Raw genomic sequence first — 24,102 nt, 5'->3', positions numbered from 1 at the left:
TCGGGATGCGGGGGATGACGATGGCGCGCAGGGTGTTCCGGGTACGCGGTATGGCGCTCGCTGCCGCCGCGGCCGTGGCGATCAACTTGGTCTGGGTTCCTCCGGCGGCTCAGGCGGCGGACCCGGTCGCACCGGTCGACCGCGACGCGGTCGTGCGGATGTGGAAGAACGGGGGAACGCTGCTTGCCCCGGCCGCCGAACGGGCCTTGCTCGGCTCCGACGACGACGTGCGGGCGTTCCTGGACCGGGCGGAGACGCTGCAGGCGGTGGACGACCGGCTGACGGTGACCCGCATGCTGGCCAGGGGTGGCCCTGCGGTGCGGTCTGCCGCGCAGAGGGCGCTCGACAGCGACGATGTGCGCGGTTTCCTCACGACGGGGTGGCAGGAGGCCACTCGCACGGACGCACGTGTGCGGGTCAATCAACTCCTTGCGGCCGGTGGCCCGACTGTGCGCGTGGCGGCGCAGAAGGCGCTCGACGCGGACACCGCCATCCTGCCGGACCCCGACCCGGACGACCTTGCCGACATCGAGGGAATTAACGATGTCGATGTCGAACCCGCGGGGCCGCTGGACACCTTCCTGGCGTCGGGATGGCGCACGCCGTTCGAAACCGATCAGCGGCTCAAGGTCGTGCAGATCCTGGCCAAGGCTCCTGAAAACTCCAACGTCCGGCGCTTGGCGCAGCGGGCACTCGACGCGGACGACACCGATGCCCTGACGTACTTCCTCGACACTCAGCACGCTGTCGCGGCTGCCCGCGACGACGAGGCGACCACCATTTCCGACTTGGTCAGCGTCGCGCAGCGAGCCAGCGCGGACGCTGCAGTGTTTACCCGAACCGCCAAGGAGAAGGCGGCTCAGGCGGCGACGTCCGCGGCGGCCTCCAAGGGAGCCGCCCAAGACGCGCTGGCGGCCATGGAGGCCGCCAAGGGCAACGCCGAAAAGGCCGCCGACGCGGCTGCCCGAGCCGCCGACGCCGCGAGTAAGGCCGCGGACGCGGCTGCACAGGCGATTGACGCCGCGCACGAGGCCGTGGCCGCGTCCCGGGCGGCCGCGGCGGCGGCCTCGCGAGCGGCGGCTACCGCCGCGATGACCCGCAATGCCGCCAACCGGGCCTACAAAGCGGCCGCGGACGCGGCCGTCAACGAGGACAAGAGCGCGGCTGCCCGGGCTCTGGCGGAGAACGCGCGGGTCACCGCGAAACTGTCGCAGGACGCCGCCTACGCCGTGGGCCGCACCGAAGAGGCCGCCCGCGAGGCGATCAACGCCGCTCGGGCGTCGACCGCCGCGAGCATCGACTCCGCCAACGCCGTCAACGCCGCCCAGCAAGCCCTCGCGTTGGCCCGGGCCACCGGCGCCAACGTACGCGAGGCTGAGGCAGCGGCGCACCGAGCCCGTAACCGGGCCGCGCGTGCGAACCGGGCCGCGGCCGCATCCTTGCGATTCGCGGAGGCGGCGTTGCAGGGCGCCGGTAACGCCCGCGTCGCTGCGGAAGCCGCGGCGGTCGACGCCAACGCCGCTGCGGCGGCCGCCCTGCAAGCGGCCGACCACGCTGGTGACGCCACGCGCGCCGCGCAGGCCTCGACCGACGCCGCCGCTGCCGCGTCGAAGGCAGCCGAACAGGCGGTGACCGCCGCCAACAACGCCTACAAGGTGTACGAGGTCGCACGTGCCGCCGAGGCCGATCGACTGGCCGTGGCAGCCGAGGAGGGAGCTGAGGCCGCCCGCACCGAACTGGCCGCCTACGAGGCCTATCAGGCCCGCGCCGAGTGGGACGCGCAGGAAGCCACGAAACGCAGCGCCGAGACCAACCGGCTCATCGCCGAGGTGCGCAACCCGGTAACGGACCCCGCCGTGGCCGTGCTCAGCGCCCGTAAGGTGGCGCTCACTCTCAGCCAGACCGCCGGCCCCGCCACTCAGCAGGAGGCCCTCGCCGCGCTCGGCGGCACGGACGACGACGTTGTGGAGTTCATCCGTGTCGGCGTCGACGTGGCCGCGGCCCGTGACGATCGGGCCACCGTGACCACACTGCTGCAGACCGGCACACCGGGTATGCAACTGGCCGCCAAGGCCGCCCTCGACTCCTCCGATGCCGAGGTCGCACGGTTCCTGCGCGAGCAGGACTATCCCCAGCGGTCCACCGACGACCGCCTCTCGGTCGTCCGGATTCTCAGCAAGGCGCAGGAGGCGGACAACGTCGCCACCGCGCGGCAGGCGCAGGAGGCCCTCGACGGTTCCGACGAGGACCTCCGTGCGTTCCTGTCCACCGGCCAGTTCCATGCGGCTTACCACGACGACCGGATCAAGGCCAACCGGATGCTGGCCGACCCGGAAAGTGGCCCGGAACTCAAAGCGGCCGCGCAGAACGCGTTGGACGGCGCCCCCGGCTCTTTGCACACCTTCGTCACCACCGGCTGGTACACCGCCGCGCAGAACGACGCCGACGCTGACGTCCACAACCAGGAGATGCTCGCGCTGCTCGCCCGCGGGCTCAGCGCGGCGACGACCGCCACCCAACACGCCGAGCAGGCCCAGGCCGTGGCTGCCCGCGCACGCGGCTGGGCCGAGCAGGCCCAACAGTGGGCGGACAAGGCCGTCAGATCCGCGGAGAACGCCGTCCGGTACGCCAACCAGGCCGACGAAGCCGCACGTAAGGCCGAGAACTCCGCGATCGAGGCTGTCAGTTCCGCGCGTACCGCGGCGCGGGCCGCCGACGTGGCGAACAAGGCAGCGGCCGACGCGAACCAGTCCGCCGCCGCCGCCCGCGACTCTTACGAACAGGCCAAACGCGACGCCGGCCGGGCCGTCAGCGCCGCGAAACGAGCCCAGGCATCGGCATTGGCCGCCGGCAGAAACGCCGCGGAAGCTCGCGCCGCCTACCGAGCCGCCGAGAAAATCACCAGCGACATGATCGCCTCCGAACGGCGACAGGCACTGGATCAGCAGTTCATCGACTGCTACAAGGGCTCCTGGCACACCCCGGATCTGTTGAAGAACTGCCGCAAGGTCTTCGACCCCGCGGACATCAAACTCGCCCGGGCCACGCTGAACAAGCAGTTCTGCAACAAGTTCGCCCAGATTGACAGCACCTACTACCGCAGCTGCGTCGCCGACACGTTCAACCCGAACTTCATGACGAACCGGTCCTGGGACCTCCTCGTCGCCGGCGGGCTCCTCTTCAGCGCCTGGTTGACCGTGTCGGCCGCGACCGGCCTCGCCGTCGAACTACTCGCCCTCGGCGCCGCCTGCGCCGCGCTGTGCGCCACCGCCCTGTCCATCGCCGGCGGCGCCGAAGTCAGCATGGGCATCGGCGGCCTCTACGGAGCATGGGTCGAAGGCTCCCTCATCGGCTCCGCCGCCGGCGGCGTCAGCGGCGGCACGGCTGGTATGGGACTACTCAAGGGGACCCTCAACCGCATCCGTATCCCCGCCGTCATCGAGCGGGTCATCGTCCCCCGCAAGGCCATCGACGCCAACCTCGCCCGCAGCGTGGTGAACCGACCGTGCACCGGCCCTGCCGGTGCACTCACCGCCGCCACAGGCATGAGCCGGTCGGCTATGACACCCAACCCGGCCGGGTGCGAAATCGGGCGATGGGTCGACTATTTCGACACCGCCGACGACCTCGTCCGGGCCGTACACCACCGACGCCTCACCGACCCAAGCGGTCTCGCGAAGGGTGGCAACTACGCAGCAGCTGAACTGTCCAATGGCAGAATCATTACGGCAAGGTCTGACAACGACGAGCACGCCGAGATATATCTGATCCAGATGGCCGAAGGGGTTCGCATCCTGCGCCTGTATTCGGAGCGCGCTCCCTGCGCCACGAGCGGTTGCCAGAAAGCAATCGAGAGGCTCGGATACCCCGTAGAGGTGACTTGGTCCTTCGAATGGAACCACGCCGACGTTGCGAGGCGAAACGCAATTAGGAAAGAAACAACCGCCGCCCTCAAGAAGGCGATCCGACAACTTATGCTGCTACGGTAGGATCTCACCGTGCCTGTGACAGATAGTGAGTTTGATAATGCCGGAGGCGGGTTGTCCTTCGAACTCGTCAGCGTGCCGGCGGAACCGGACGTACCACCGTGGCTGGCTGAACGACTCCGCCAGCCTGGAGTACCACGAAACCTCATCCGCAAGAGGTATCTGGCCGGCGAAACCGCGCGACGGATCGGCGGCGGCAGCGACCTGGTCTCCTTCGGCGGTCCTGCACTGGCACCTATCCGGATGTGTGTGGATCTCGAAACTGGAAGTGTGGTAACCGCCTTCGTCCCCGATGGTCGCAGAGGAGCACACGTCAACGCGACGCTGGACCACTTCTCCGAATGCATCCGAGCTGTTCAAACCATGTTCCCGTTCTATTCGCCCCCTGATTTTGAAGACTGGGACGAGGCCGCCGACCGGGTCCGGTTGGCGATCTCGACCATCGACGAAACGGCTTTCGGAATCGGGGAGGAAACGTATTGGGAAGCTTTCTTCTACGACGTCCAGATGGGTACCTTCGACCCCGAAATGTCTGATCAAGGGGAATAATAAGGCACTCGTTCGGACGTGCTATCGAAGAGCTTGACTAACCGTCGAGATGACGAGGACGTTGCCATAGAGCGACCGCAACAGAGCGGAACAGGCTCGACCCGATCGCCCTAGCTACCGCGGACAGCGCCCATGCCTGCTGGTACTGGTCGGTGATCGAGCGGGGTCACCGTCTCGGCCCCGTCGGGATCGCCGGCGGCGCCACTCGCCCTAGTTGCCGCACACAGCGCCTGCGCCTGCCGGTCCGGGTCGGTGATCGAGCGGGCCATGGCTTCGGCTCGGTTGTCCACCGTGATCAACGACAGGCCAGGCCATTGAACTTGGGGAACTGCGGGCACTCATCTGCTTTCTGACGTACGGCCTGACCAGTGTGGAGCGGCGCGTCTCGAACCGGGCGGCGAGGTCTCCTGCGCCTCGCCCTGGGCGACGGTCAGGACCGCCGGCTCTACCGGCCGCGCGGCGGCGTTCACCCTGGTCGGGTCATCGACGCGCAGGGGCCGCTCCACCGGCGTGGCCGCCCACGTCCACACCACCTTCTGACCCGCACGCCCGGACCGGGTCCGTCATTGACCGGGACGCCCACCGGCACGATCCAGGGCCCGCGGGTTCGTCTACGATGCGCCGGTGATTCTCCGCCGGTTGCTGATCTTCGTGGTGCTCCTGCAGATTCTTCCGCTCGCCGCGTGCTCGGAGCCCAGCAGTCCCGCACCCGCCGTCACGAAACCCTTCGACGCCATGGCCGCGCTCGCCGCGTCGACGAGCGGCATCGACACCGGCTCGTACCGGTTCGTCGTGAACGCGAAGGACGTGATTACGAGGGGCCTGCTGCACGCGCCGAGCGGCACTGCGGACCTCACCTCGCTCGAGACGACGAAGGACGCCCGGGCCTGGCACCGGGCTCGGATCGTCGGCGGCAAGCGATACCTCAAGACGGAACTCCAGGGCGGCAAGTGGGACGACCTGCTCGGGAGGTTGGAGGAGCTGGAGGAAGCCCTCGGCCCCACCCGGAAGAAGCAGGCCGCGGCGGTCCGGGAGGTGCACGACTTCGCCAGCGGCAAGTACTGGCGGCCGCCGGTGGTCGTCGCGTCCACACCCACGACCGGGCCTAACTTCACGGACCCCGACGCGGTCGGGATGAAACGTCTCCTCAGCCGCGTCCGTACCGCCCAGGGCAGCCCAGTGATCGTCCACGGCACCCTCGACGCCACCGGCCTGGCGGAGGACCCGACGATGATCGGTGCAATGGCACGCCGGTACCCGCTGTCCGGTGCCGTGCACGCGATGCCGTTCCGCGCCACCCTCGACTCCCACGACCGTATCCACACGGTGAACGTGATGGTGCCCGGCTCGGCCGAGCCGTGGACCATCGAGGCAAATGACTACGGCGGCGTGCGGGCGCAGGTGCCCCCGGCGGCCGACGAGGTCCGGAAACCCTCCGCGTTGGCGCAGAAGCTGCTGGGCGACGGTGGACTCGCCACCTGACGTCCCGCCGCCCCCACCGCATGATGCGGGCCGGTTACGGGCACGCCGACCCGAGCACCACCGACGGGACCACGCGGGCAAGCAAGGCCACGTCGACTACGTTGCGACGCTGATGCCTGGCCGGGTGGTTCGACACCAGCCCGATCGACGGGGGCTGCGCCAGCGTGCAGGCGCCCGCCGAGCAGATCGGCGCGAGCGCTTTGTTCAAGACCGGGAAGGATCTGCGGGCGAGACTCGGGCATGAGATCGTTCACTCCGGCCCTGGGCCGTTCGGCTCCGACCCGCTTCTATGACCACGTCGCGCCACGTCCCGCGACGTGATCGCCGACGTGGGCTGCGGCACCGGATCACTGGCGTTGCTGCCGGCCCGCGGTAAGCCGCTGGCCCGGATCGTCGGTTTCGACCCCGATGCCGAAGTGCTGGCGCTGGCCCGGCCCCAGAACCTCAGCTCGAGCGGGCGTGGGTGACCGGCCGGGGTGAAGCGGTGGCTGAGCTGCTGGGCCCGGCTTCGGTGGACACCGTCGTTTCGAGCCTCGAGCTCCATCAGTGCCCGCTCGCGGTCACGTGGGCGATGCTGGCATCGATGGCCCGGGCGCTGCGGCCGGGCGGGCACCTGGTCATCACCGATAGCGGCCTGCAGCGGACCAGGTTGATGCGTACGGCGTTCTGCACGGTCCAGATCCCGGATGGCCGGTTCCTACTGACATTTGCACCTCGGACTCTCCTGCGTGACGGGAGTGCTCGGTAGAGCGTTCAGGCGATCCCAGACCACTACTCGGTGGAGGGAACGGTCAGACGTCGTCGTCCCGACCGCTCGGGTCGGCCTCGAACAGCGCGTCGAGATCGACGTCGTAGCCGTCGCCGAGACCGTCGATCATCGCGGCGAAGTGCGCGAAGGCGCGGAGTCGGCCAGCGCGGTGACGCTGAGGACTTACGAGTGAGTGGGACGTGATCCGACACGTGCGCGGGAAATGGCCCGGCAGGTGAGCGCGGTGCTGCGCGCAGAGGCAGCCTTCCTGCGGTGCAGACAGTAGATCAGGGGTCGGTCGAGGTGGAGAACGCGAACGTTATCTAGGTTCGTTAAGCCCTCGGTTGCTGGGTGAGCAACGCCGAGCTGTAGGGGCCATTGCCGGTGCACCTTGCGCGCGGGTAAGGCTGGACGGGGGTGGTCTTGTGGTTGCAGAACTGTCGTACCGGCCTCGTAAGGTCTGGCTATGGCAAGTATCGGTTTGACGCCGGGCGATATCAGGACTCGTGAGCAGGTCAAACAGGCGTTCGGCGGTGGTATCCAGGGCGGGATCATCCCCGTCTGACACGACACCGAATGTGTTTATCTACTCCGATCCTGCTGAAGCAGCTCGGTACGGCTACCACTGGGATGGCCCAGCCACAGACGAGAACGATGAGCCGGTCTTCCTCTACACCGGCACCGGTAACTACGGTGATCAACTCATCACCGGGCTTAACGGCTCCGTCTTGCGCCATCGCGAACAGGGTCGGAGCCTGCACCTATTCGTCTTCCACAGCGATCCCGGCAAGGGCGGCAAGCTGCATACCTACATCGGTGAGTTCGAAGTCGACCCTGATCTGCCGTACGTGCGCGAGGACGGCGTGGACCGCAACCAGGAGATGCGGTCTGCGGTCGTGTTCCGTCTTCGCGCGGTGGGAGCGGCCCTCACCGACTCAACGGGGCAGGTTGAACACGCGGCCGACGTCTCCGCGGGCGCCAGTGCGCTGGTGCCGGTCGAGAAGGTAGAAGCCGCATCGTTCGAACGTGATCCGACCCAAGGTGGCACCGCCGAACGCCGGGAAGCGGAATTGTCCGAGCGCTACCGCACGCATCTCGCCAGCCTTGGCCATGTCGTCAAGCGTGGCCGGCTTCGACCGCCCGGTACGTTGCGACCTCTGCTCACGGACCTGTTTGACGTCACTGCCGGTGAGCTATACGAAGCGAAGGGGACCGCTACCCGCAACGCCGTCCGGCTCGCGATTGGGCAGTTGTACGACTACCAACGCCACCTCCCGTCCAAGACGGCAAGCCTTGCGGTGCTTCTACCGGAACGCCCCGCCGACGACCTCGTCGACCTGCTGCACGCGTGCAAGATCGCCTGTGTATATGAGAACGGCAAAGGCGTCTTCGTTCGCGAGTGAATATGGTGACGACGGCATCGTCGCCAGTACAGCCATCCCAAGCGACTCAGCGGGGGAGACGAGCTAGGTATCGGCGGTGCGGTTACGCAGTGCCAGAACTGCTCGGAAGGCCCGCGGCACGGACCCATGCTGGTGGTCCACGCGCGAGTTCGCCCGTTCGGTCATTTGTCCTTGCAGCCGCTGTGTCTGCCCACCGGGTTCCGCCTACAGGCGTGACGATTCTTCCCACAGGTCTACGACGGGGGACACATGTCGAACAGTCAACAACGCTGCGGCCGGCGAACAGCCCTGGTGATGGCCGCCGCGGCCGTCCTCGCAGCGGCCAACGTAACGCCGGTCACGCCGGCCGCGGCGGCTACGCCGCCATCGCAGTGGGCGCAGGCCGGATACGGGCCCGGCCACACCTACTACAACCCGCAGGAATCGGTGATCAACACCAGCACGATCAAGAAGCTGAAGCTTCGGTGGTCTGTCACCGCGGAGGATGGTGAGCCGGGGTGCAGTGCAAGCCCGGGTTCAACCCGAGTGGTCGATGGACGAATGTTCATGATCAGCGGAGCCGGGGTGGCGGCGTTTGACGTCAAGACCGGTGCCCGTCTGTGGAGTAACACCTCCTTCAGCTATATCAGCGCGGAGCTTGTCGTTGTCGGCGGTCTTCTTCTGGTGACCGACACGAACTGTTACTCCAACAGCAACTACGACGGGTACGTCACTGCCCTGGACGTGCGGACCGGGACGCAGCGCTGGCGCCACAGCGGAAGCTGGATGGTCGACACGGTCGTCGCTGATGCCGGCGTGGTGATTACCTCGGGATACTGCGGCACCTGTGACGGCTTTGAACACGGTGTCATCGGTATCCGCGCTTCCGACGGCGTGCAGGTGTGGAGCTATGACAACACGGTTCTCGCTGGGCCGGTTTCCGCGAGCGGCCGTGTCTTGCTGAGGCCGACTGACTGGCGGTCTGACTTCGTCGCGTCCGCCAAGACGGGCGCGTTGCTGTATACCCTCGGGTCGGGTTGGACGCCGAGCGCTGCCAGTCCCGCAGGAGATCGGTGGTATCTGACCAGCTCGCTTGGCCTGAGCGCGCTCGACGCGAAGAACGGCAAGGTGCTCTGGACGGTCAAGAGAGAGACGGGTGACCTGGCCGCCGACGCGAACCGGGTCTACGTGGCTTCAGCCGGGCGGGTCAACGCATACCAGGCCAAGACCGGGAAGTTGGCCTGGACACGCGCTGTCGTCGACCCCGAGGGTCTTGTTCGTGCCGGCGGTCTGCTGTACGTCACATCCGATAACGGCAGTCTCTCGATCCTGTCGCCGTCCAGCGGCAAGACCGCTGCCTCCGGCATCCCATACGGACCCGTCTACGGCGTGATAGTCGCCGGCGGCAGGCTCTACACAAGGGCTGCGTCCACCGTCGCGGCCTTCACCCCGTAGTGACGCAGAGCCTGTCCGAGGCCGACTGGCGCAGCGGGACGTCATGGCCATGGTCACCCGGCGCAGCTTCTCCCGGCCCTTCGCCGTGCGGGTGCTCCCTTGATCCGCTGGTCGTTTCCCATGCCGTCGCAGGTCAGCGGCGTCCGCCCTCCTGCCAGAGGGCGGCACGCTGGAGGGAACGAGGTGAGCACTCTGCGGCGGCAGGAACGGTCGCGGCTCGAAGGCGACGGGATCATTAAGCGGGCGGTAGGCCCTCGACGGCATCGTCGCCGTATCGTGCGTATGGCTAGAAGCCTAGAGTCCGAAGTGCTGACAGCCTCGCCCGCGCTGATTGGATTCTTCAGTGCGGTCCAGGTGCCAACTACCGGCACAGCAAGCTCCCACGGCAACGACCGTGCGGTGGCCCGGCTCGCCCGAACCGAGCCGGGGCCTTCCTCTGGCTGGTCTTACGTGGTTTCAGCTGGCGTCGGTGTGGGTCATGAGCGCCATTGCTGGTGTGGTCGCAGGATTGTTGAGTGAGTGGGGTAGCGGTCCTAGTGACGGCATTGTTGACGGTGAGGCATCGGCCGCTGTTGGCTATGCGGAGTTGGGTTGGGCCTGCCCCGTTTTGACGGACATCCAAGATCAGGAGACCTGGGGTCTCCGGGAGGATGTCCAGCATTATGGAGAGCGTGGGAAAGAAGCGATCGAGGCCGCGGCGGGCGTTCACGCCCGAGTTCAAGGCCGAGATCGTCGAGTTGTGTCAGCGCGGCAATCGCACCGTCGGGCAAGTGGCCAGGGATTTCGACCTGACCGAGACTGCGGTGCGGGCTTGGGTCAAGCAGGCCGAGCTGGATGCCGGGACCCGCTCGGACGGGCTGGCATCGGATGAGCGGGTGGAACTGGCCCGGCTGCGGGCGGAGAACCGGCGGCTGCAGCAGGACGTCGACATCCTCAAACGGGCCACGGCTTTCTTCGCGAGGGAGACCCGGTGAACGTGTACCCGTTCATCGAGGCGGAGCAGGCCGGAAAGCACAACGTCAAGCGCGCGTGCGAGCTGTTGAAGGTCTCCCGGTCCGCCTACTACCAGCACGCCCGCGGCGAGCAGAGCACCCGGGACCGCATCGACGCGCAGCTGCCCGAGCAGATCATTGCGGTGCACGCCGCGTCGAACGGCACGTACGGTGCCCCGCGCATCCATGCCGAGCTCGCCGACGCCGGGCTGCGGCACGGCCGCAAACGCATCGCCCGGCGGATGCGCGAGATGTGGGGTTCGCCGGTGGCGTAGGCGAAGATCCCGGCCAGCAGGCCGGCGATCAGGCCTGCGAGCAGGCCGCGCAGCAGGCCGGGGTCTCAAAACCGACCTGGTCGACGCCGCCCTGAGCGACGCCCTCGCCCGGCGGCGTCCCGCCGACGGTCTCACTTTTCATTCCGACCGCGGGCAGCACATCAGCGCCCAGCACGCCCGCCTCGCCCAGCGGCACGGCGTACGCCTGAGCGTGGGCCGGCGCGGACAGTGCTGGGACAACGCGGTCGCTGAGTCGTTCTTCTCCACCCTGAAACCGAACTCATCCACCGGCAGGCATGGCCCACCCGCAAGGCCGCCCACCAGGCAACATTCGAGTACATCGAGGGCTGGTACAACACCCGCCGCCGGCACTCCAGCCTCGGCTACAACAGTCCAGCCGCCTACGAAGCCGGCACCAGACTCGCTCCACTGCCTGCCCTCAAGGTAGCGTGAAGATCAACTCATCGAGCCTGTCCGTCGAAACGGGTCAAGCCCAGGTGACAAGCGGGGGACCAAGACGTGCGACGGGTTGGCTGATGAGCTTCACGGTTGAGGCGCGATACCGACGAGGGCACGCACAGGCGCCTGCGTTGCTGCGCTCTCCGGACGACGTCGATGCGATGATCGACGCTCTCCTGGCGGGACCCGAGGATGAGAATCTCGCTCAACTTCATTCCTTGGAGCGCGACACCCTTCTCTCCGGTTCCCCTGATCATGAATTGCTGGTGGGCGTCGACCGGACTTTGCAGGTCGGCATTCTGACGTTCATGGACGCTGGGGGCAACTGGGTGACGGTAGGTTCGCCGGGCAGCCGCGACGACGTCGACTATTTCATCCTCGGTCATTGGACTGACCTTCCCGGACGGTCTGAGGTCCCCCTGGAACTCGTGCGGCGGGCGGTGAAGGAGTTCTGCGTTGTCCGTGGTCAGCGACCGGCCTGTGTGCGATGGGATGGGCAGCAGTAGTACTCCTGCGGCGGGCTGAGTAGTCGGGCGGTGGCGTAGTCGACGGCTCACCGGAGGCCACGTCACCGGGATTGGGGACCTGACGAAAGGTAGCCTCGTGGCTGCCCGGTCGGTGGTGAACTCGGATGCTCAGGTTCTCGCGACCCGCCGGCCGGGCGTTCCGCAGCGATGTCAACCCGAACAGCGACGCCGCCACGCCCGTCCTCGATGCGCCCACCTGTATCGGGTGTCGCCCGACGGGTAGCACCGCGGTCAGTCCCCGGGCCGGACTGCCCCGACGCTCGGGGCGGCGCCGGTCAGTGGTATTTCGCGCGGGCGGCGCACTGCTGCAACACGTAGGCTTGGAGGCTCCGGCCGCTGTCTCGGAGCTGGTAGCTGCGGTAGTTGATGGTGTCTCGGCCGCGCCTACGCTGGTCAGGCAGCAGGGCCGCCACAACATCCTGCACCGCGTGAAGGAGTTCGAGCGCGTTGCCTCGATCGGTCGCAGGAAGCTGCAGCGTGGCGCGGTGCGTGGCGCGGTAGCGTTCCTGTACCGCTAGGAGTCCGTCGCGCAGGTCCGCTGGTACCTCTTTGTCGTGGAACGCCTCGATGCTCGCTCTAATCTCCGGCTCTTCGATGACACCCGAGTCCGTGGCTACAAGCTGGGCCAGGAATCCGTCGATCGCCCGCAGTTTATCCGCGGTCGGCGTGGCCAGTACCTGCTGGATGAAGGGATCGTCCAACGCCGGGTGACCGACCCCGTGCTCTGGGACGAGGTCCTCCGGAACCCTCTTCAGCACAGCGCCGGTGAGTTCGCGTTGCGGCAGGTCGGCCGGCAGCCGGACTCCGGTTACCCGCTCCGCCAGCACCAGCCCGGCGACGTATGACTCGAAGATCTCGCCGCCGAACGGCAAATCGGCCATCTCCGCGTCCAGGAGATGCGGGTCGGCACCATACGGCGACTGCGGGTCCAGCATGTCGAAGCCGACGACGGTACGGCCACCGGTCGCATAGCTAAACGCGTTGGTTGCGTTGACGTTCCAGTACACGCTCACCGCCGCGCCGCCGACCGCGGCACGGCGCAGTACCTCGGGCCGGCTGCCTTGGTAGCCGTTGGGCTCGATGCCCAGACACCAGCCGTCCAGGTCAGCGACCAGCAGCGCTGCCGGCACCTTGCTGTAGTGGAAACCGGCCAGTGTCTCGAACAACTCCGCCTGCGGCATCGTCGCTGAAGGGTCCCCGCCGAACGCCGTGATCAGTGCGGCTTCATCGAGACCCTTGGCGTAGGTGAAGCACAACGCTTCCGAGTCCCACCCCTGCGCCGACAACAGCCGCTCGTAGTGCTCCAGCACACAGTCACCGTATCCGAGACACCGACATGACCAGCGGTTTTCCTACATCAACACAGGAGCAAGCCCGAAGGGCAAACATCGCGGGCACAATAAACGTCCAGCGCACAGGCCACTCGAATCGCGGCCTGTGAGTGCGCTGGACGATCATGGAATGACAGATGAAACGGCTGGCTCCGTTGGTTGGTGGACGTGACACCATCTGGGTAGTGCAAGACAGCAAATGGGCCCGCACATGGGCAGGCTGGCCGATCTTTCAGGTCGTTGGGAGCTGATTGAGGATGGAACCATCAGTGTGGCCTGCAGTGATCACCGGATCCGCCGCCCTGTTCGGTGTCAGCCTAGGCGCGCTTGTCACCGCTCAGGTCCAGAAAAGACAGTGGGCGCTAGGACGGCAAGTTGATGCGTGCGCCGCCATCGTGGTCGAGTCCACCCGTCTCCAGCTCGCGATACGTAGGCACTGGAAGCATCAAGTGGACGTCGATTGGGGTGCATGGAATGACGCGCTCGCGGAGATCAGCCTAGTGGCGGATGGTGCCGTAGTTGACGCAGCTGGCGAGGTCGACGCAGTGTTCTGGCAACAGACCGAGCGAATCGAACGCGGCCAAGTGATCGAGGAGGCCGACTGGTTCGCGGTGACCGCAGTCATGGAAGAGGTGCGTTTGGACTTCGTCAACTCAGCGAAGAGACACGTCATCGGCTCGACAAGGCGCCTCGCTCAGCTGCCTGTCCGCCGTCCGGCCGGATATATGCCCGGCACCGTCCAGGGACCGGCCTCCCTCGACCCACCGGTCGACCCCTGATCACGCTTCTCAGGCTGATAGGCGAGCCCAGATGCCCTCAGTGCTGGCGTGGGGTTCACTGCCTCCACTTGCTGTAAGCGCCGCAGGGACGGCGGCAGATCAGTGCCTCGAGCGCCCCCTACCTAGTTGGATACGACCTCCGTTTTCGAGACACGACTTTCTTCAATCTCCCAAACGGGAACGACCCGCATTGTGCTGCCAACTATCTCACGGTTGACGAAAGAAACCATCCCCCTTCGGTCCATTTCTCACCTGCGGCGACGTCCTTCACGGAGGTGGGAAAGGCAGCCATACACCACCGTGCGTCACTATCCACGATGAACGCCAGCACGCCCAAGAGCGGCAGATCAGCACGTTGGCCCACCTTCAGCAATCGTCCATGAAATAGCTGCGGCCGTGGGCCGATGTGCAGGGCACATGGGGCAGGGCACGGTATGATGAGGGCGGTGAGCAGTCCAAGTCCATACTTCACGGTCGAAGAGCCGACGTTCGTGGCGCGGTTCCTTCTCGACCCAGAGTCCGATACCGAAGAATCGGTGGCGAACGTCGACGCATTCGTCGACCTGCCCGACGGCTCCTGCTGGGCACTGACCATCTTGACAGTCGAGGAGGTCCGACGACTCCTATCGGTGTGGCGGGATGCCGGCGAAGTCGCGAATGGCAGCTACTTCTGGGGTGTCGACGACGTTATCGTGCCAGAGTCCGGCATCGCGGTGATGACCGCAGCGATCCGCGAGCTTGTCCGCAGCGGCGACATCACGCGCGCTGGTATCAGGTGTGAAAGCTGTCCCTGACCCACCGTGTCCGTCAACGCGCATTATCGGCGGCAGATCCGTGCACTCGCCGCCCCCTTCGGTGTTAGCGCTGCGAAAGTCGACCCAGGGCAGGGTGTCGCGCCTGCCGATACCCATGGCGTTACCGAGCGCGATGAGATCATGATCGACATGCTCACGCTTAAGGTGAACGACGCGGCCGCCCAGGTACTCGGGATGATTGGTGCTCTGCGATACACGGCCGCACCGGGCGATCTGACGACGGGCCTTCAAGAGCGCATAGACTGCGGCCTCCGACGCCGGGGCTCGGTCCTCACCTGGGCTGACTCGGTCGGAGTGGCCGAAGGCGCGCCGTCGATCTTCAACGATCTGACAGCCTGGGAATGCGCCGACACCTCGTTCCACATCGAAGACTTTGTTCAGGTAGACGTTGCCATCGTCGATGACGCTCCGGTGATTTCGGACGGTGACCAGCGGACCTTGCTGTTGCACGGCTTCGCCTTCGCACTCCAGTTCAGCCGACTGGTCTACGCGCTCAGCGCCCCCAGCCCAGTGCGCTGCATCGTCGCTGCCAACGACACGAACGCAACGTTCCGTTTCCACCAGATCAGGCAGGGCGAGTCCTGGAACAGGCCTGACCTGGACGCCTACCGGGAGGACAAGATGATCGTCCTGGACATCGAGCCCGCCACCGCGTGAGAGGGCGGTCCGTGAGGTTATGCCCGTTTCTCGGTGAGGGTGAATAGGCCGGGTTGGCTTTCGGTCAGGATTTGCCGGTTGACCAGGCGTTTCAGCTTGGCGCGGATGCCTTCGGTGTCTTTGGGTTCGGTGCCGATGCCCAGCGCGAGGCAGACGTCTTTCGCGCGCAGGGCGCCGCGGTCGGGGCTGAATACGGCGAGGATCTGCTGGTAGGGCTCGCTGATGACGGCCGGCTCGGATGCGCTCACCTCGTCTTCGAGGATCTTGGTCAGGGTCTGGCGGGTGGTCGCCAGGTCGGCCAGTTCGGCGTCGATTGCGGCGACCTCGGCGGCGAGCTTGGCCTGCTGTTGGCGCAGGTCGTCGCGTGCGGTGGACGCGGCAGCTTCGCGGGCGGCGATCAGGTCGAGAATGGTCGTGGTGTTCATGCCGGGTCCCGCCAGGACGGTGTATTGGTGCCGGTCAGCCTGCGGATGAGGTTGGCCGCCGAGGCCCACAGGGTGCGTGACGCCGACGACTGCGGGCGGCTCTCGTACTCGCGGACCAGGCGGCGGTGCAGCATCAACGTGCCGTTGACCTGCTCGACCACCCACCGCTTCGCGATCGGCACGAACCCCGGCTTGGTGTCGCTGCGCTTGACGACCTCGACGTCGACGCCGAGCACCGCACCGTGGATGCCCAGGTCGTGCTTGAACCCGGCGTCCACCCAGGCCCGGGTGACGGTCGGGGTGTGCTCGACGACCTTGTCCAGCAGGCGCACGCCGATCGCGGTGTCGGTGACCGACGCCGCGGTCACCACCACCGCGATGATCAACCCGAGCGCGTCCACGGCCAGCCCGCGTTTACGGCCTGGCACCTTCTTCCCGGCGTCCTTGCCGGTCGTCACGGCCGGAACATGGTTCGCGGCCCGGATCGACTGAGTGTCCATGATGATCGCGGACGGATCTTCGCGCCGACCCGCCTTCTCCCGCGCCTGGCAGCGCAGCAGATCATGGATCGCCTGGTCGGTGCCGTCGTCACGCCACAACGCGAAGTAGTAGTACGTCGCGGACTTCGGCGGCAGGTCATGCGGCAGATACGCCCACTGACAACCGGTCCGGTTCTGATAGAAGATCGAGTTCAGAATCTCCCGCAACGAGTAGCGGCCCGTGTGTCCCGACACCGACGGATGCTTCGCTTTCCAGGCGCCCAAAAACGGGCCCACCACCGCCCACTGCTCATCGGTGAGGTCACTGGGATACGCCTTCCGCTCGCCCATGACCAGCTCAACCCGTCCGCCTGCCAGCCGGACATCGCCGCTACTTAAAGGTTACGACATCGAGCGATGACGAACTACGGAAAGCTCACAAACCGCCCTCTCAGTCGCCTTGTTGTCGCTCGGCTCAATACCGGCGATGTCGAAGGGCTCGTTGCCCTCTACGAATCGGATGCGGTGTTGGTTCTACCCGATGGTGGGGTCGCGAACGGATCGGAGGAGATTCGCGGAACCTACTTCCAACGTTGCTGGAGGGGTGGCCATCTTTCGAACCAGGTAGCCATCGTCCGACCCTGCGTGCCGGCAGGCTGGCTCTCACGTCGACTTGAGCGGGGGTCGCGACGATAGTGTTCATGAGAGCTACTCTCGATAGTCGATCTAGGGCGGCGCAGGCGACCGAGGGCGGTCGATCATGCTGGGCTGCGGTCTCGGCGCCCAGGCCGGGCTGAATCGCGGAGAATGGCGGCAACGATCCGGAGGAATGGTGATGCGGCGGTTCGAGGGCAAGGTCGCGCTGGTCACGGCGGCGGCTCAGGGCATCGGGCAGGCCGTCGTCCGGCGGATCGCCGCCGAGGGCGGCGCGGTGGTCGTCACGGATCTGCAGCAGGACGCGGTGGCAGCGCTGGCCGACGAACTCGGCACTGAGCACGCGCTCGGGGTCAAGGTCGATGTCACCTCACGCGCCGACATCGACGCCGCGATCGCCGCGGCGGTCGGGCGGTTCGGCCGGCTCGACCTGGTGGTGAACAACGCGGGCGGCTGCATCGTCACCTCGATGCCGGAGGACACCTCGGCCGAAGACTGGCACCGTCAGCTCGACTTCACCCTGCTCAGCGCCGCCCGTTGCATCCAGGCGTCCATTCCGCACCTGGTGGCGACCCGCGGCAACGTCGTCACGATCAGCTCGGTCAACGGTATCTCCGCCTTCGGCAACGTGGAGTACGCCGCGGCGAAGGCCGGCCAGATCGCGATGTCGCAGAACTACGCCGCCCGGTACGGTCCGCTCGGTGTGCGCTTCAACGTCGTCGCCCCCGGCACCGTCCGGACATCGAACTGGGACTCCCAGCCGGGCACGCTGGAGAAGCTCAAGTCGATGTACCCGCTCGGCCGCGTCGGCGAGCCGGAAGACATTGCCGCGGCGGTCGCCTTCCTCGGTTCCGACGACGCTGCGTGGATTACTGGCCATACCCTGCCCGTCGAGGGTGGCGTGCTGACCGGCCCCAACCCGACCGGCCTGAGGCCGCCTGACGCCCTCCATCTCCGGAGTGGAGACGAGCGCTCCGTCTGACGGCAGGCAGCGGCCGACCGTGCGCGACAGCGGCGGCCAGCCTCGACATCCCCATGCCATACGGGACAGGGTCAGTGCGCCCGCCAGCTGGGTCATATGCCGGTAAGCCCCGCGCGAGGACCCGCAGCGCGTATGTCGGGCCGATGTAGCGCTCGTCAGCCGGGTCCATGCCGTGCCAGTCCTTGGCCGGGTGGCTGATCAGGTCGAGCATCGGCAGGTGGCTGTCCAGCAAGGCGTCCGCCGGCACCACGCTCAAGAGGCAGTCGTTTGGGCTGCGAACGACCGCGATTTCATCCAGCGAAACCGGTAAACGCTGCTGACCGCACTCCCGCAATGATCGGGCAGAGCAAGCCAACGCGCATTGTCGGCGGCAGATCAGTGCGTCGCTACCTGCGGAAGACGGCCCTACCACGCCAGTCTTCTGGGTCTATGGCTGGCCAGAAAAGGGACTCGGCGGCGGAATGCCGTACTGCGGCCGCGTCGTTTCTCCGTACTCGAACTCTTCCTCTTCTTCCACCTGCAGGGGCTGAGTCCCCGCCAGGAGCTTGCACAGTTGCGGCGCGGCCTGGTCCCTCTCTGCGAGAAGGGTCTTCGGACGCGGAAGCGATAACGCATCCCACAATTCCAAGTGATGCATGTCGAAGGCAACCGCAAGCGCGTCACAGAAGCGCCGGGCAGCGGCAATGGCGGCACGATACGCCGCCCAGGCGAACAAGTAGCAACCAAGCGGGACTAGTAACCAATTCTGGTGAGACCAAAGCAGCCACGTGGTGACCGGGACACACAAAAGGCCCGTGATACATAGCCGAGCTGCCGAATCAAGCTGATTCCTGGTATCTCTGACCTCGCCCTGCGCATCGGGGGTGGCAATTTTGAACAGTCTGCGCCACGCGGTTGCCGTCTCATACCCATAACGAGAGCCAGCTCGGAGCTCGCCTGCCCGAAGAACATTACCAAGGGTAGTGGGGAGCACTAGCGCGTTATCTGCAGGCAGATCGGCAAGGTCATGGAGAACTCGCTCAACATTCGGGAAGCCCGCCAGCTCCATGCGCCAGCGCTTGTATCGGGCCGCACCCAGTCGATGCGCCTGGCCGGCGGTAGGAAAGCGGTCCCAGTAGCCCTCCAGAACTTGGATAAGCGGGTAGGACAACGGGTGTAGCACCACGGAAGCAACAACAATCCCCAGCGCCACGAGGATTCCACCCGTCCACGACAGTTCGGTTATCGAGTGAACTAGCGTCGACCATGACGGTGCCTGATCCGGTGCCCCCGCAGCTACCAGTCCGCCAACTAGCGCAACGAACAGGGTATTAGGGAGTACGTTGACAAAAATGAAGCGTGAGCTGATCTGGAAGGCGACGAAATCATTCATCGGGGAAGTCGAGCGCCGCGTCGAGGCCGTCCGTATCGAAGGGCTGGTCCAGGTTCTCGCCTTCGCGGCGGATCTTTCTCATCTGTGTCGGGGTATGCCGGCATTCCGCGGTGCCGCGGCACTTCAACGTGAGATGGATCGACCACCTTACCCCCTGGCAGTAAGGACAACGGAAGGGGACAGGGTCAGATTTGATGTCTGGCCTGTATGAGGTCCCGGGATCTTCGTCGAACTCCGCGAACAATCCGAAGCCGAACCACCGCCCGATGCCCGGCATGCTCGACCCCCTCAGTGTGCGTGCCATCCGAGATTAGACGCAGCACCGCCATGACCGGAACCGTTGATGCGGCATCCGTCAACATCCATCAGCGTGTTGACCGTTGACGATGCCTGCCAGGCCGTCAGGATGGTGACATGCCTGGAGGACCGCAGCCACCGCGACGCCCGATTTCGCCGTGGCCGGTCGGTGCCGGCGCCCTGGCTGTCTTTGTCATGTTGTCGATCATCCTGGACGGAAGCTTCACTGCGCTCCAAATCATGTTCATGGCGGCACTTCTCGTCGGCGTGGCCGTCACTTGGAGCCGGACGAAGCCTCGACCCGCCCCCAACAGGTCCTCGCCTCCTGGACGTACGTTCGACGGCTCGCCGGGGACTTCGGGCGCTGGGCCTGCCGAGGTCCCACTTCCGCCAGTTGTCAAAGCCGTCGACTTGGCGGTGTACCTCGATGTCGACGTGGCCGATGTCATCGCCGAAATCCAGGCCGGGCACATGCCCGGTAACCGTCTCGGAAGGCACTGGCTTATCCGCAGAGAAGCCCTGGTCGTATGGCTAGACGGTACCCACAGCGCGAACCGCCCCAGCTAGGGGTTGGGCCACACGGCGCCAACTGACGCGCCCGGACGGCGGCAGATCAGTACGCCGTCACACGTATCGACGGACGGTGAGCGCCATTCCGATGCATATTGCAGGGTTGATGCGTTCCTCGTAACCTCAGCGTCCACGTATCGATCCGTGGTTCAAAGTAATGCGATGTCCTCAGCGAGGGCGCGAAGCAAAGGCACCGAGGATGTAGCAGGACACCAAAGGCCTGGCCGGGTCAAACCACAAGGCCCAATGGTCAGGCAGGCCGCTCTTCCGTCATGGCGCCCGGGTCCAGCCGACAATCGTCGGCCAATGGTTCCAGAGGTTCTTGGCCTTCGGGACGTTGCTCATTTTCGACGGCGGCGAGTTCAGCGGCGATTTCTGGTGCCTCGGCGGCGCCGATCCGGGTGAAGATCTCCTTCGCACGGCTTAGCAAGTCGATGGCGTCGGCGCTTCGCCCGGCTGCGAGGACGCACCGTCCCAATCCTGCCAGGGCGTGCGCTTCATCCCATTCACTACCGATCTGCCGCGAGACATCCAACGACCGCCTATGCTTCTTCCCAGCACCCACTAGGTCACCGCACACCCGCAGCAATGCCCCGTATTCGTTGAGCACCTCTACCTCACCGCCGCGGTCACCGGAGGTGGTGTAGAGGTCTAGTGCTTGCTGCAACGCGTCGGTCGCCCCTCGGTAGTCACCCGTCATCCGCCGCACAGTTCCCAGATCGATAAGGGTGTTGGCTTGTCCGAGCCGGTTGCCGAGGCGGGTGTAGAGGTCTAGGCCTTGCTGCAACGCGTCGGTCGCGGCTGGGTAGTCGCCGGTCATCCGCCGCACGGTTCCCAGATCGCTCCAGGTGTTCGCCTCTCCAGTCCTGTTGCCAAGGGTGGTGTATAGGTCCAAGGCTTGCTGCAACGCGTCGGTCGCGCCTCGGTAGTCACCGGTCATCCGCCGCACACCCCCCAGAGCGTGGAGGGCGTTGGCCTGTCCGAGCCGGTTGCCGAGGGCGGTAGAGAGGTCCAGGGCTTGCTGCAACGCGCTGGTCGCGCCTGGGTAGTCGTCGGTGAGGCGCCGCACGCCGCCCAGAACGTGCAGGGTGTTGGCTTGTCCGAGCTGGTTGCCGAGGGGAGTGTAGAGGTCCAGGGCTTGCTGCAACGCGCTGGTCGCGCCTGGGTAGTTGTCGGTGAGGCGCCGCACGCGCCCCAGATCGCTGAGGGTGTTGGCTTGTCCGAGCTGGTTGCCGAGGGCGGTGTAGAGGTCCAGGGCTTGCTGCAACGCGCTGGTCGCGCCTGGGTAGTTGTCGGTCATCCACTGGACGACCCCCAGCGAACGGAGGGCGTTGGCCTGCTCGAGCCGGTCGCCGACTTGCCCGGCGGTCTCGGCCGCGGTCGTGTGCAGATTGATTGCATCGATCCAGGGACCGTCGGTGCGCATGATCGGGGCGAGTGCTGCGGTGAATGCGATGATCCGGGCGTGTTGCTCAGTATCGGTGACATGGTGTAGGCAGGCGTGCAGGTTGGGGCGTTCGGCGCGGCTCCAGGTCAAGGCGCTCGGGTGCTTGTCGACCGGCGGGGCGGCGAACCGATTTTGGCCAGGTAGGTCTGGGCTGGGCCAGGGCTCGTGGGCTAGGACGGTCGCAGCTCGGGTAGCGGTGTGCTGGTAGTAATCCAACAGCCGGTGGAGAGCCTGTTCGCGTTCCGTCTCGGGGACTGCGGCAACCAGGTCGCGGGTGTAGGCGCGGACGAGGTCGTGCATGCCGTACCGGCGGCGTGCGGTTTCGGTTAGCAAGTTGTCGTGCCACAGCCCATCGAGGTGGCCGGTGGCGTCCTGGAGGCTGCTATCGGTCAGCGCCGCCGCGGCGTAGGGGTCGATGCTGGTTCCTGGGTGCAAGCCGAGCAGCGTGAGGAATCGGCGGCGCTGATCGGATAGATAGTCCACCGAGATGTCGAACGCGGCGGCGACGGTGTCCTGTTCGGGCGACAGATGCAGCAGTCGGGTTTCGGTCTCGGCGATCAGGTCGGCCATGGTCCAGCACCGGTGCTGGTTATAGACCCGGGCGAGGATCGTGATCGCCATCGGCAGATGCCCGCACGTTCTGACCAGTGTCGCGACAGCGTCCATGTCGTCGATCGGGCGTTCGGCCGAGCGGACGAACATGTCCTGCGCTTCCCGGGCGGACAGCTGATCCAGAGACAGCGATGCTGTGCGCCCGGGTAGATCACCGAGGTGGCGGCGGCTGGTGATCAGAGTCAGACAGGCCGGGTTGCCAGGCAGCAGCGGCCTGACCTGGCTGCTGCTGGCGGCGTTGTCGAGGATGAGCAACAGGCTTTTAGCAGCCGTCCGGTTGCGCCAAAGCGCAGCGCGCCCGTCCAGGTCCGCGGGAAGCTCACGAACGTTTAGGCCGTCAGCGAGAAGCAGCATGGCCAGCGCCCAGCTCGGGTCGGTGGGCCTGTGCCCCGGGGTGTGGGCATGCAGGTCGAGGAACAGTCGTCCGTCCGTGAACCGGTCGGTGAGTTGGTAGGCGGCGTGCACGGCCAGCGCGGTCTTGCCGGTACCCGGCATCCCGTCGATGGCATGGATGTCGATGATCCCACCGGTTTCCGCGGCCCGCAGCACGGCAGTGGTGATGCTGTCCAACTCGTTCTGTCGTCCGGTGAACGCCGCGGTGTCAAGGGGCAGGCTGAACGATACGGACTCGGAGGCCGGGCAGACGTTTAGGTCGCCGGCGATGTTGATCTGATCCCTGCCGGCCGTGTACGCGTTGTTCCCAGCGTGGACATCGATCCGTGGCCTGTCGCCGACCGACAGGTGTGACGGCAGGGCGGGCTGGTCGGCACCGTCTGCGCCCGGCGGGTCGGGAGCAGGCGCGGCGGTCACACCGGGCCGATGTTGGTCTGGCTACCACCGATGTTCGTCTGGTCACCCAACGCGGTGTAGGCGTTGTTCCCAGCAGCGATGTGAACCTGCTGACCGTGGTCGCCGAGGAGCGTCTGCACCCGCGCCTGTTCGGCGGGCTGCAGCGCAGGGGTCAGCACTTGATCGAGGACCTCGCGGAGCGCGACAGCCAGGTCGGGATCGGTACGCAGCAGCCGGCGTAGCCGGGATCGCCATTCACCGGTGAGCGCGTCCTCGATGTCCTGGTCGCCAGCAGCGCGGGCTTCGAGGACCTCCGCCCGCAACGTGTCGAGGTCACTACCGATGTCCTCGGCGGGCTGGCCGCCGCGGGTACGCCGCCATAGTCCGGTCACCGCGTCACGGATCTGAGCCCAGCTGTCAGTAGCGACCGCCTGCACCAGCGCCGTCCCGAACGCGACCACGACCTCATCCATACCAACTCCCGCCCCTCGGTTCCCGAACCTAAACGGGAAACGATGCACAGGGGCCGAGGTCACGTCACTGCGTCGCTGACATCGAGTACGGAAGGCAACGTTAGGGTTCAAGGTCATAATGCAATGCCGAGGATGTTGAAGGGTCTGGTCATGTTGCGGCTGGCCTATCGGGTCGCTTCGGGTGATGTCGTGGGATCCGGCTAGGCGTAGAGCGTTGATGGCCAGCTGCGTAGCGAGGCAAGAACGCGGGGTCTGAACCGGGCGCGGACCGCGGAATTCATGGGCACCTGCGCGTTCCAGTTCTGCGGGGCGTACGAGCACTGGTCGCGGGACTGGCGCGGACGGCTCCAGGAGTCGGCGGTGAGCTACGGGGTGAACCTGGGCTGGGCGGATCAGCAGACCGAGTGCGCGGTGAGGGACCTGGCCGGCGATGACCCGTGGCTCGGGCCTGCACTGCGTCGCTTCATCGCGGCAAATGAGGGCCTTATGGATCGTGGCCGCGATCCGGAAAGGCCCAGGTCGCCCCATCTGGCGGCTAACCCCATCGACCGTCACGCACTCGTCG

Annotated in this window: 22 protein-coding genes; 15 read left to right on the top strand and 7 right to left on the bottom strand. The window is 66.3% G+C overall.

All coding sequences use genetic code 11. The annotated features are described in order from the left end of the window. Positions 1–14: 14 nt before the first annotated feature. From LDL48_RS30085 to LDL48_RS30050, 9 genes are all read left to right on the top strand, one after another. Positions 15–3,989, top strand: a complete 3,975-nt coding sequence (locus LDL48_RS30085) for a hypothetical protein (protein WP_225257878.1) — start codon at positions 15–17, stop codon at positions 3,987–3,989. 9 nt (positions 3,990–3,998) lie between these two features. Then, on the top strand, positions 3,999–4,535 hold the full coding sequence (locus tag LDL48_RS44720) for an SUKH-4 family immunity protein (RefSeq protein ID WP_225257877.1): 537 nt from the start codon (positions 3,999–4,001) through the stop codon (positions 4,533–4,535). Between the two features lie 624 nt (positions 4,536–5,159). After that, positions 5,160–6,017: a hypothetical protein gene (locus LDL48_RS30075; RefSeq protein ID WP_225257876.1), complete on the top strand. Its 858-nt coding sequence runs from the start codon at positions 5,160–5,162 to the stop codon at positions 6,015–6,017. 317 nt (positions 6,018–6,334) lie between these two features. After that, positions 6,335–6,484 (top strand): methyltransferase domain-containing protein, encoded by a 150-nt coding sequence (locus tag LDL48_RS43795; RefSeq protein WP_308016494.1) that lies wholly within the window; start codon positions 6,335–6,337, stop codon positions 6,482–6,484. Further along, positions 6,481–6,765 carry a class I SAM-dependent methyltransferase gene (locus LDL48_RS43790; RefSeq protein WP_372472200.1) on the top strand — a complete coding sequence of 95 codons (285 nt, stop codon included), beginning with the start codon at positions 6,481–6,483 and terminating at the stop codon, positions 6,763–6,765. The genes LDL48_RS43795 and LDL48_RS43790 overlap by 4 nt, the downstream gene beginning before the upstream one ends. A 578-nt stretch (positions 6,766–7,343) precedes the next feature. Beyond that, positions 7,344–8,168, top strand: a complete 825-nt coding sequence (locus LDL48_RS30065; RefSeq protein ID WP_225257875.1) for an SRA domain-containing endonuclease — start codon at positions 7,344–7,346, stop codon at positions 8,166–8,168. A 249-nt stretch (positions 8,169–8,417) separates the two neighbouring features. After that, complete coding sequence (locus tag LDL48_RS30060) at positions 8,418–9,602, top strand: PQQ-binding-like beta-propeller repeat protein (protein ID WP_225257874.1); 1,185 nt, start codon at positions 8,418–8,420, stop codon at positions 9,600–9,602. Between the two features lie 671 nt (positions 9,603–10,273). Then, the gene (locus LDL48_RS30055; RefSeq protein ID WP_225257873.1) at positions 10,274–10,576 is read left to right on the top strand and encodes a transposase; all 303 of its coding nucleotides are present in this window, start codon (positions 10,274–10,276) and stop codon (positions 10,574–10,576) included. Continuing rightward, positions 10,573–10,869: an IS3 family transposase gene (locus tag LDL48_RS30050; protein ID WP_225257872.1), complete on the top strand. Its 297-nt coding sequence runs from the start codon at positions 10,573–10,575 to the stop codon at positions 10,867–10,869. The genes LDL48_RS30055 and LDL48_RS30050 overlap by 4 nt, the downstream gene beginning before the upstream one ends. A gap of 28 nt (positions 10,870–10,897) precedes the next feature. Here the strand turns inward: LDL48_RS30050 and LDL48_RS30045 are convergent, their stop codons facing one another. Further along, positions 10,898–11,065: a hypothetical protein gene (locus tag LDL48_RS30045; RefSeq protein ID WP_225257871.1), complete on the bottom strand. Its 168-nt coding sequence runs from the start codon at positions 11,063–11,065 to the stop codon at positions 10,898–10,900. Between the two features lie 86 nt (positions 11,066–11,151). Between LDL48_RS30045 and LDL48_RS45180 the strand changes: the two genes are divergently transcribed. Both LDL48_RS45180 and LDL48_RS30035 read left to right on the top strand, forming a co-directional pair. Beyond that, entirely contained in the window at positions 11,152–11,322 is a 171-nt protein-coding gene (locus tag LDL48_RS45180; protein ID WP_225257966.1) for an IS3 family transposase, read from the top strand. Positions 11,323–11,405: 83 nt separating this feature from the next. Next, positions 11,406–11,834, top strand: coding sequence for an Imm1 family immunity protein (locus LDL48_RS30035; RefSeq protein WP_225257870.1), 429 nt, complete (start codon positions 11,406–11,408; stop codon positions 11,832–11,834). Positions 11,835–12,130: 296 nt separating this feature from the next. Here LDL48_RS30035 and LDL48_RS30030 read toward each other — a convergent pair whose 3' ends face one another. After that, the gene (locus tag LDL48_RS30030) at positions 12,131–13,165 is read right to left on the bottom strand and encodes a DUF6461 domain-containing protein (protein ID WP_225257869.1); all 1,035 of its coding nucleotides are present in this window, start codon (positions 13,163–13,165) and stop codon (positions 12,131–12,133) included. Between the two features lie 302 nt (positions 13,166–13,467). Between LDL48_RS30030 and LDL48_RS30025 the strand changes: the two genes are divergently transcribed. The 3 genes from LDL48_RS30025 to LDL48_RS30015 all read left to right on the top strand — a co-directional run bounded on the left by LDL48_RS30025 (position 13,468) and on the right by LDL48_RS30015 (position 15,437). After that, positions 13,468–13,965, top strand: a complete 498-nt coding sequence (locus LDL48_RS30025; protein WP_225257868.1) for a hypothetical protein — start codon at positions 13,468–13,470, stop codon at positions 13,963–13,965. A 446-nt stretch (positions 13,966–14,411) separates the two neighbouring features. Beyond that, a complete protein-coding gene (locus tag LDL48_RS30020; protein ID WP_225257867.1) occupies positions 14,412–14,759 on the top strand; it encodes a hypothetical protein in 348 nt (115 codons plus the stop codon). Between the two features lie 6 nt (positions 14,760–14,765). Next, entirely contained in the window at positions 14,766–15,437 is a 672-nt protein-coding gene (locus LDL48_RS30015) for a PM0498 family protein (protein WP_225257866.1), read from the top strand. A 17-nt stretch (positions 15,438–15,454) separates the two neighbouring features. Here the strand turns inward: LDL48_RS30015 and LDL48_RS30010 are convergent, their stop codons facing one another. Together LDL48_RS30010 and LDL48_RS30005 are read right to left on the bottom strand one after the other, a co-directional pair. Then, positions 15,455–15,862, bottom strand: coding sequence for a hypothetical protein (locus LDL48_RS30010; RefSeq protein WP_225257865.1), 408 nt, complete (start codon positions 15,860–15,862; stop codon positions 15,455–15,457). Next, the gene (locus LDL48_RS30005) at positions 15,859–16,692 is read right to left on the bottom strand and encodes an IS5 family transposase (protein ID WP_225257864.1); all 834 of its coding nucleotides are present in this window, start codon (positions 16,690–16,692) and stop codon (positions 15,859–15,861) included. Before LDL48_RS30005 ends, LDL48_RS30010 begins: the two co-directional genes overlap by 4 nt. Positions 16,693–17,176: 484 nt before the next feature. Here LDL48_RS30005 and LDL48_RS30000 point away from each other — a divergent pair, with 484 nt between their 5' ends. Beyond that, positions 17,177–17,977 carry an SDR family NAD(P)-dependent oxidoreductase gene (locus tag LDL48_RS30000; RefSeq protein WP_225257863.1) on the top strand — a complete coding sequence of 267 codons (801 nt, stop codon included), beginning with the start codon at positions 17,177–17,179 and terminating at the stop codon, positions 17,975–17,977. Positions 17,978–18,404: 427 nt separating this feature from the next. On the opposite strand, the gene LDL48_RS29995 is transcribed toward LDL48_RS30000, so the two are convergent. From LDL48_RS29995 to LDL48_RS29985, 3 genes are all read right to left on the bottom strand, one after another. Further along, on the bottom strand, positions 18,405–19,349 hold the full coding sequence (locus LDL48_RS29995; protein ID WP_225257862.1) for a hypothetical protein: 945 nt from the start codon (positions 19,347–19,349) through the stop codon (positions 18,405–18,407). 1,117 nt (positions 19,350–20,466) lie between these two features. Then, positions 20,467–23,085 (bottom strand): ATP-binding protein, encoded by a 2,619-nt coding sequence (locus LDL48_RS44715; RefSeq protein WP_225258544.1) that lies wholly within the window; start codon positions 23,083–23,085, stop codon positions 20,467–20,469. Beyond that, the gene (locus tag LDL48_RS29985) at positions 23,082–23,537 is read right to left on the bottom strand and encodes a hypothetical protein (protein WP_225257860.1); all 456 of its coding nucleotides are present in this window, start codon (positions 23,535–23,537) and stop codon (positions 23,082–23,084) included. The genes LDL48_RS44715 and LDL48_RS29985 overlap by 4 nt, the downstream gene beginning before the upstream one ends. Positions 23,538–24,102 lie beyond the last annotated feature (565 nt).

Origin of the sequence: Jidongwangia harbinensis, from assembly GCF_020216025.1 — a bacterium.
In the GTDB taxonomy this organism is placed as follows: domain Bacteria; phylum Actinomycetota; class Actinomycetes; order Mycobacteriales; family Micromonosporaceae; genus Actinoplanes; species Actinoplanes harbinensis.
This window is presented reverse-complemented; position numbering and strand designations above follow the sequence as displayed.

Excerpts from the sequence above, each read along its gene's own strand:
- LDL48_RS30085 (WP_225257878.1), top strand. The coding sequence starts at position 15 with ATGACGATGGCGCGCAGGGTGTTCCGGGTACGCGGTATGGCGCTCGCT.
- LDL48_RS30060 (WP_225257874.1), top strand. The coding sequence starts at position 8,418 with ATGTCGAACAGTCAACAACGCTGCGGCCGGCGAACAGCCCTGGTGATG.
- LDL48_RS30035 (WP_225257870.1), top strand. The coding sequence starts at position 11,406 with ATGAGCTTCACGGTTGAGGCGCGATACCGACGAGGGCACGCACAGGCG.
- LDL48_RS30010 (WP_225257865.1), bottom strand. The coding sequence starts at position 15,862 with ATGAACACCACGACCATTCTCGACCTGATCGCCGCCCGCGAAGCTGCC.
- LDL48_RS30005 (WP_225257864.1), bottom strand. The coding sequence starts at position 16,692 with ATGGGCGAGCGGAAGGCGTATCCCAGTGACCTCACCGATGAGCAGTGG.
- LDL48_RS30000 (WP_225257863.1), top strand. The coding sequence starts at position 17,177 with ATGCGGCGGTTCGAGGGCAAGGTCGCGCTGGTCACGGCGGCGGCTCAG.
- LDL48_RS29995 (WP_225257862.1), bottom strand. The coding sequence starts at position 19,349 with ATGAATGATTTCGTCGCCTTCCAGATCAGCTCACGCTTCATTTTTGTC.
- LDL48_RS29985 (WP_225257860.1), bottom strand. The coding sequence starts at position 23,537 with ATGGATGAGGTCGTGGTCGCGTTCGGGACGGCGCTGGTGCAGGCGGTC.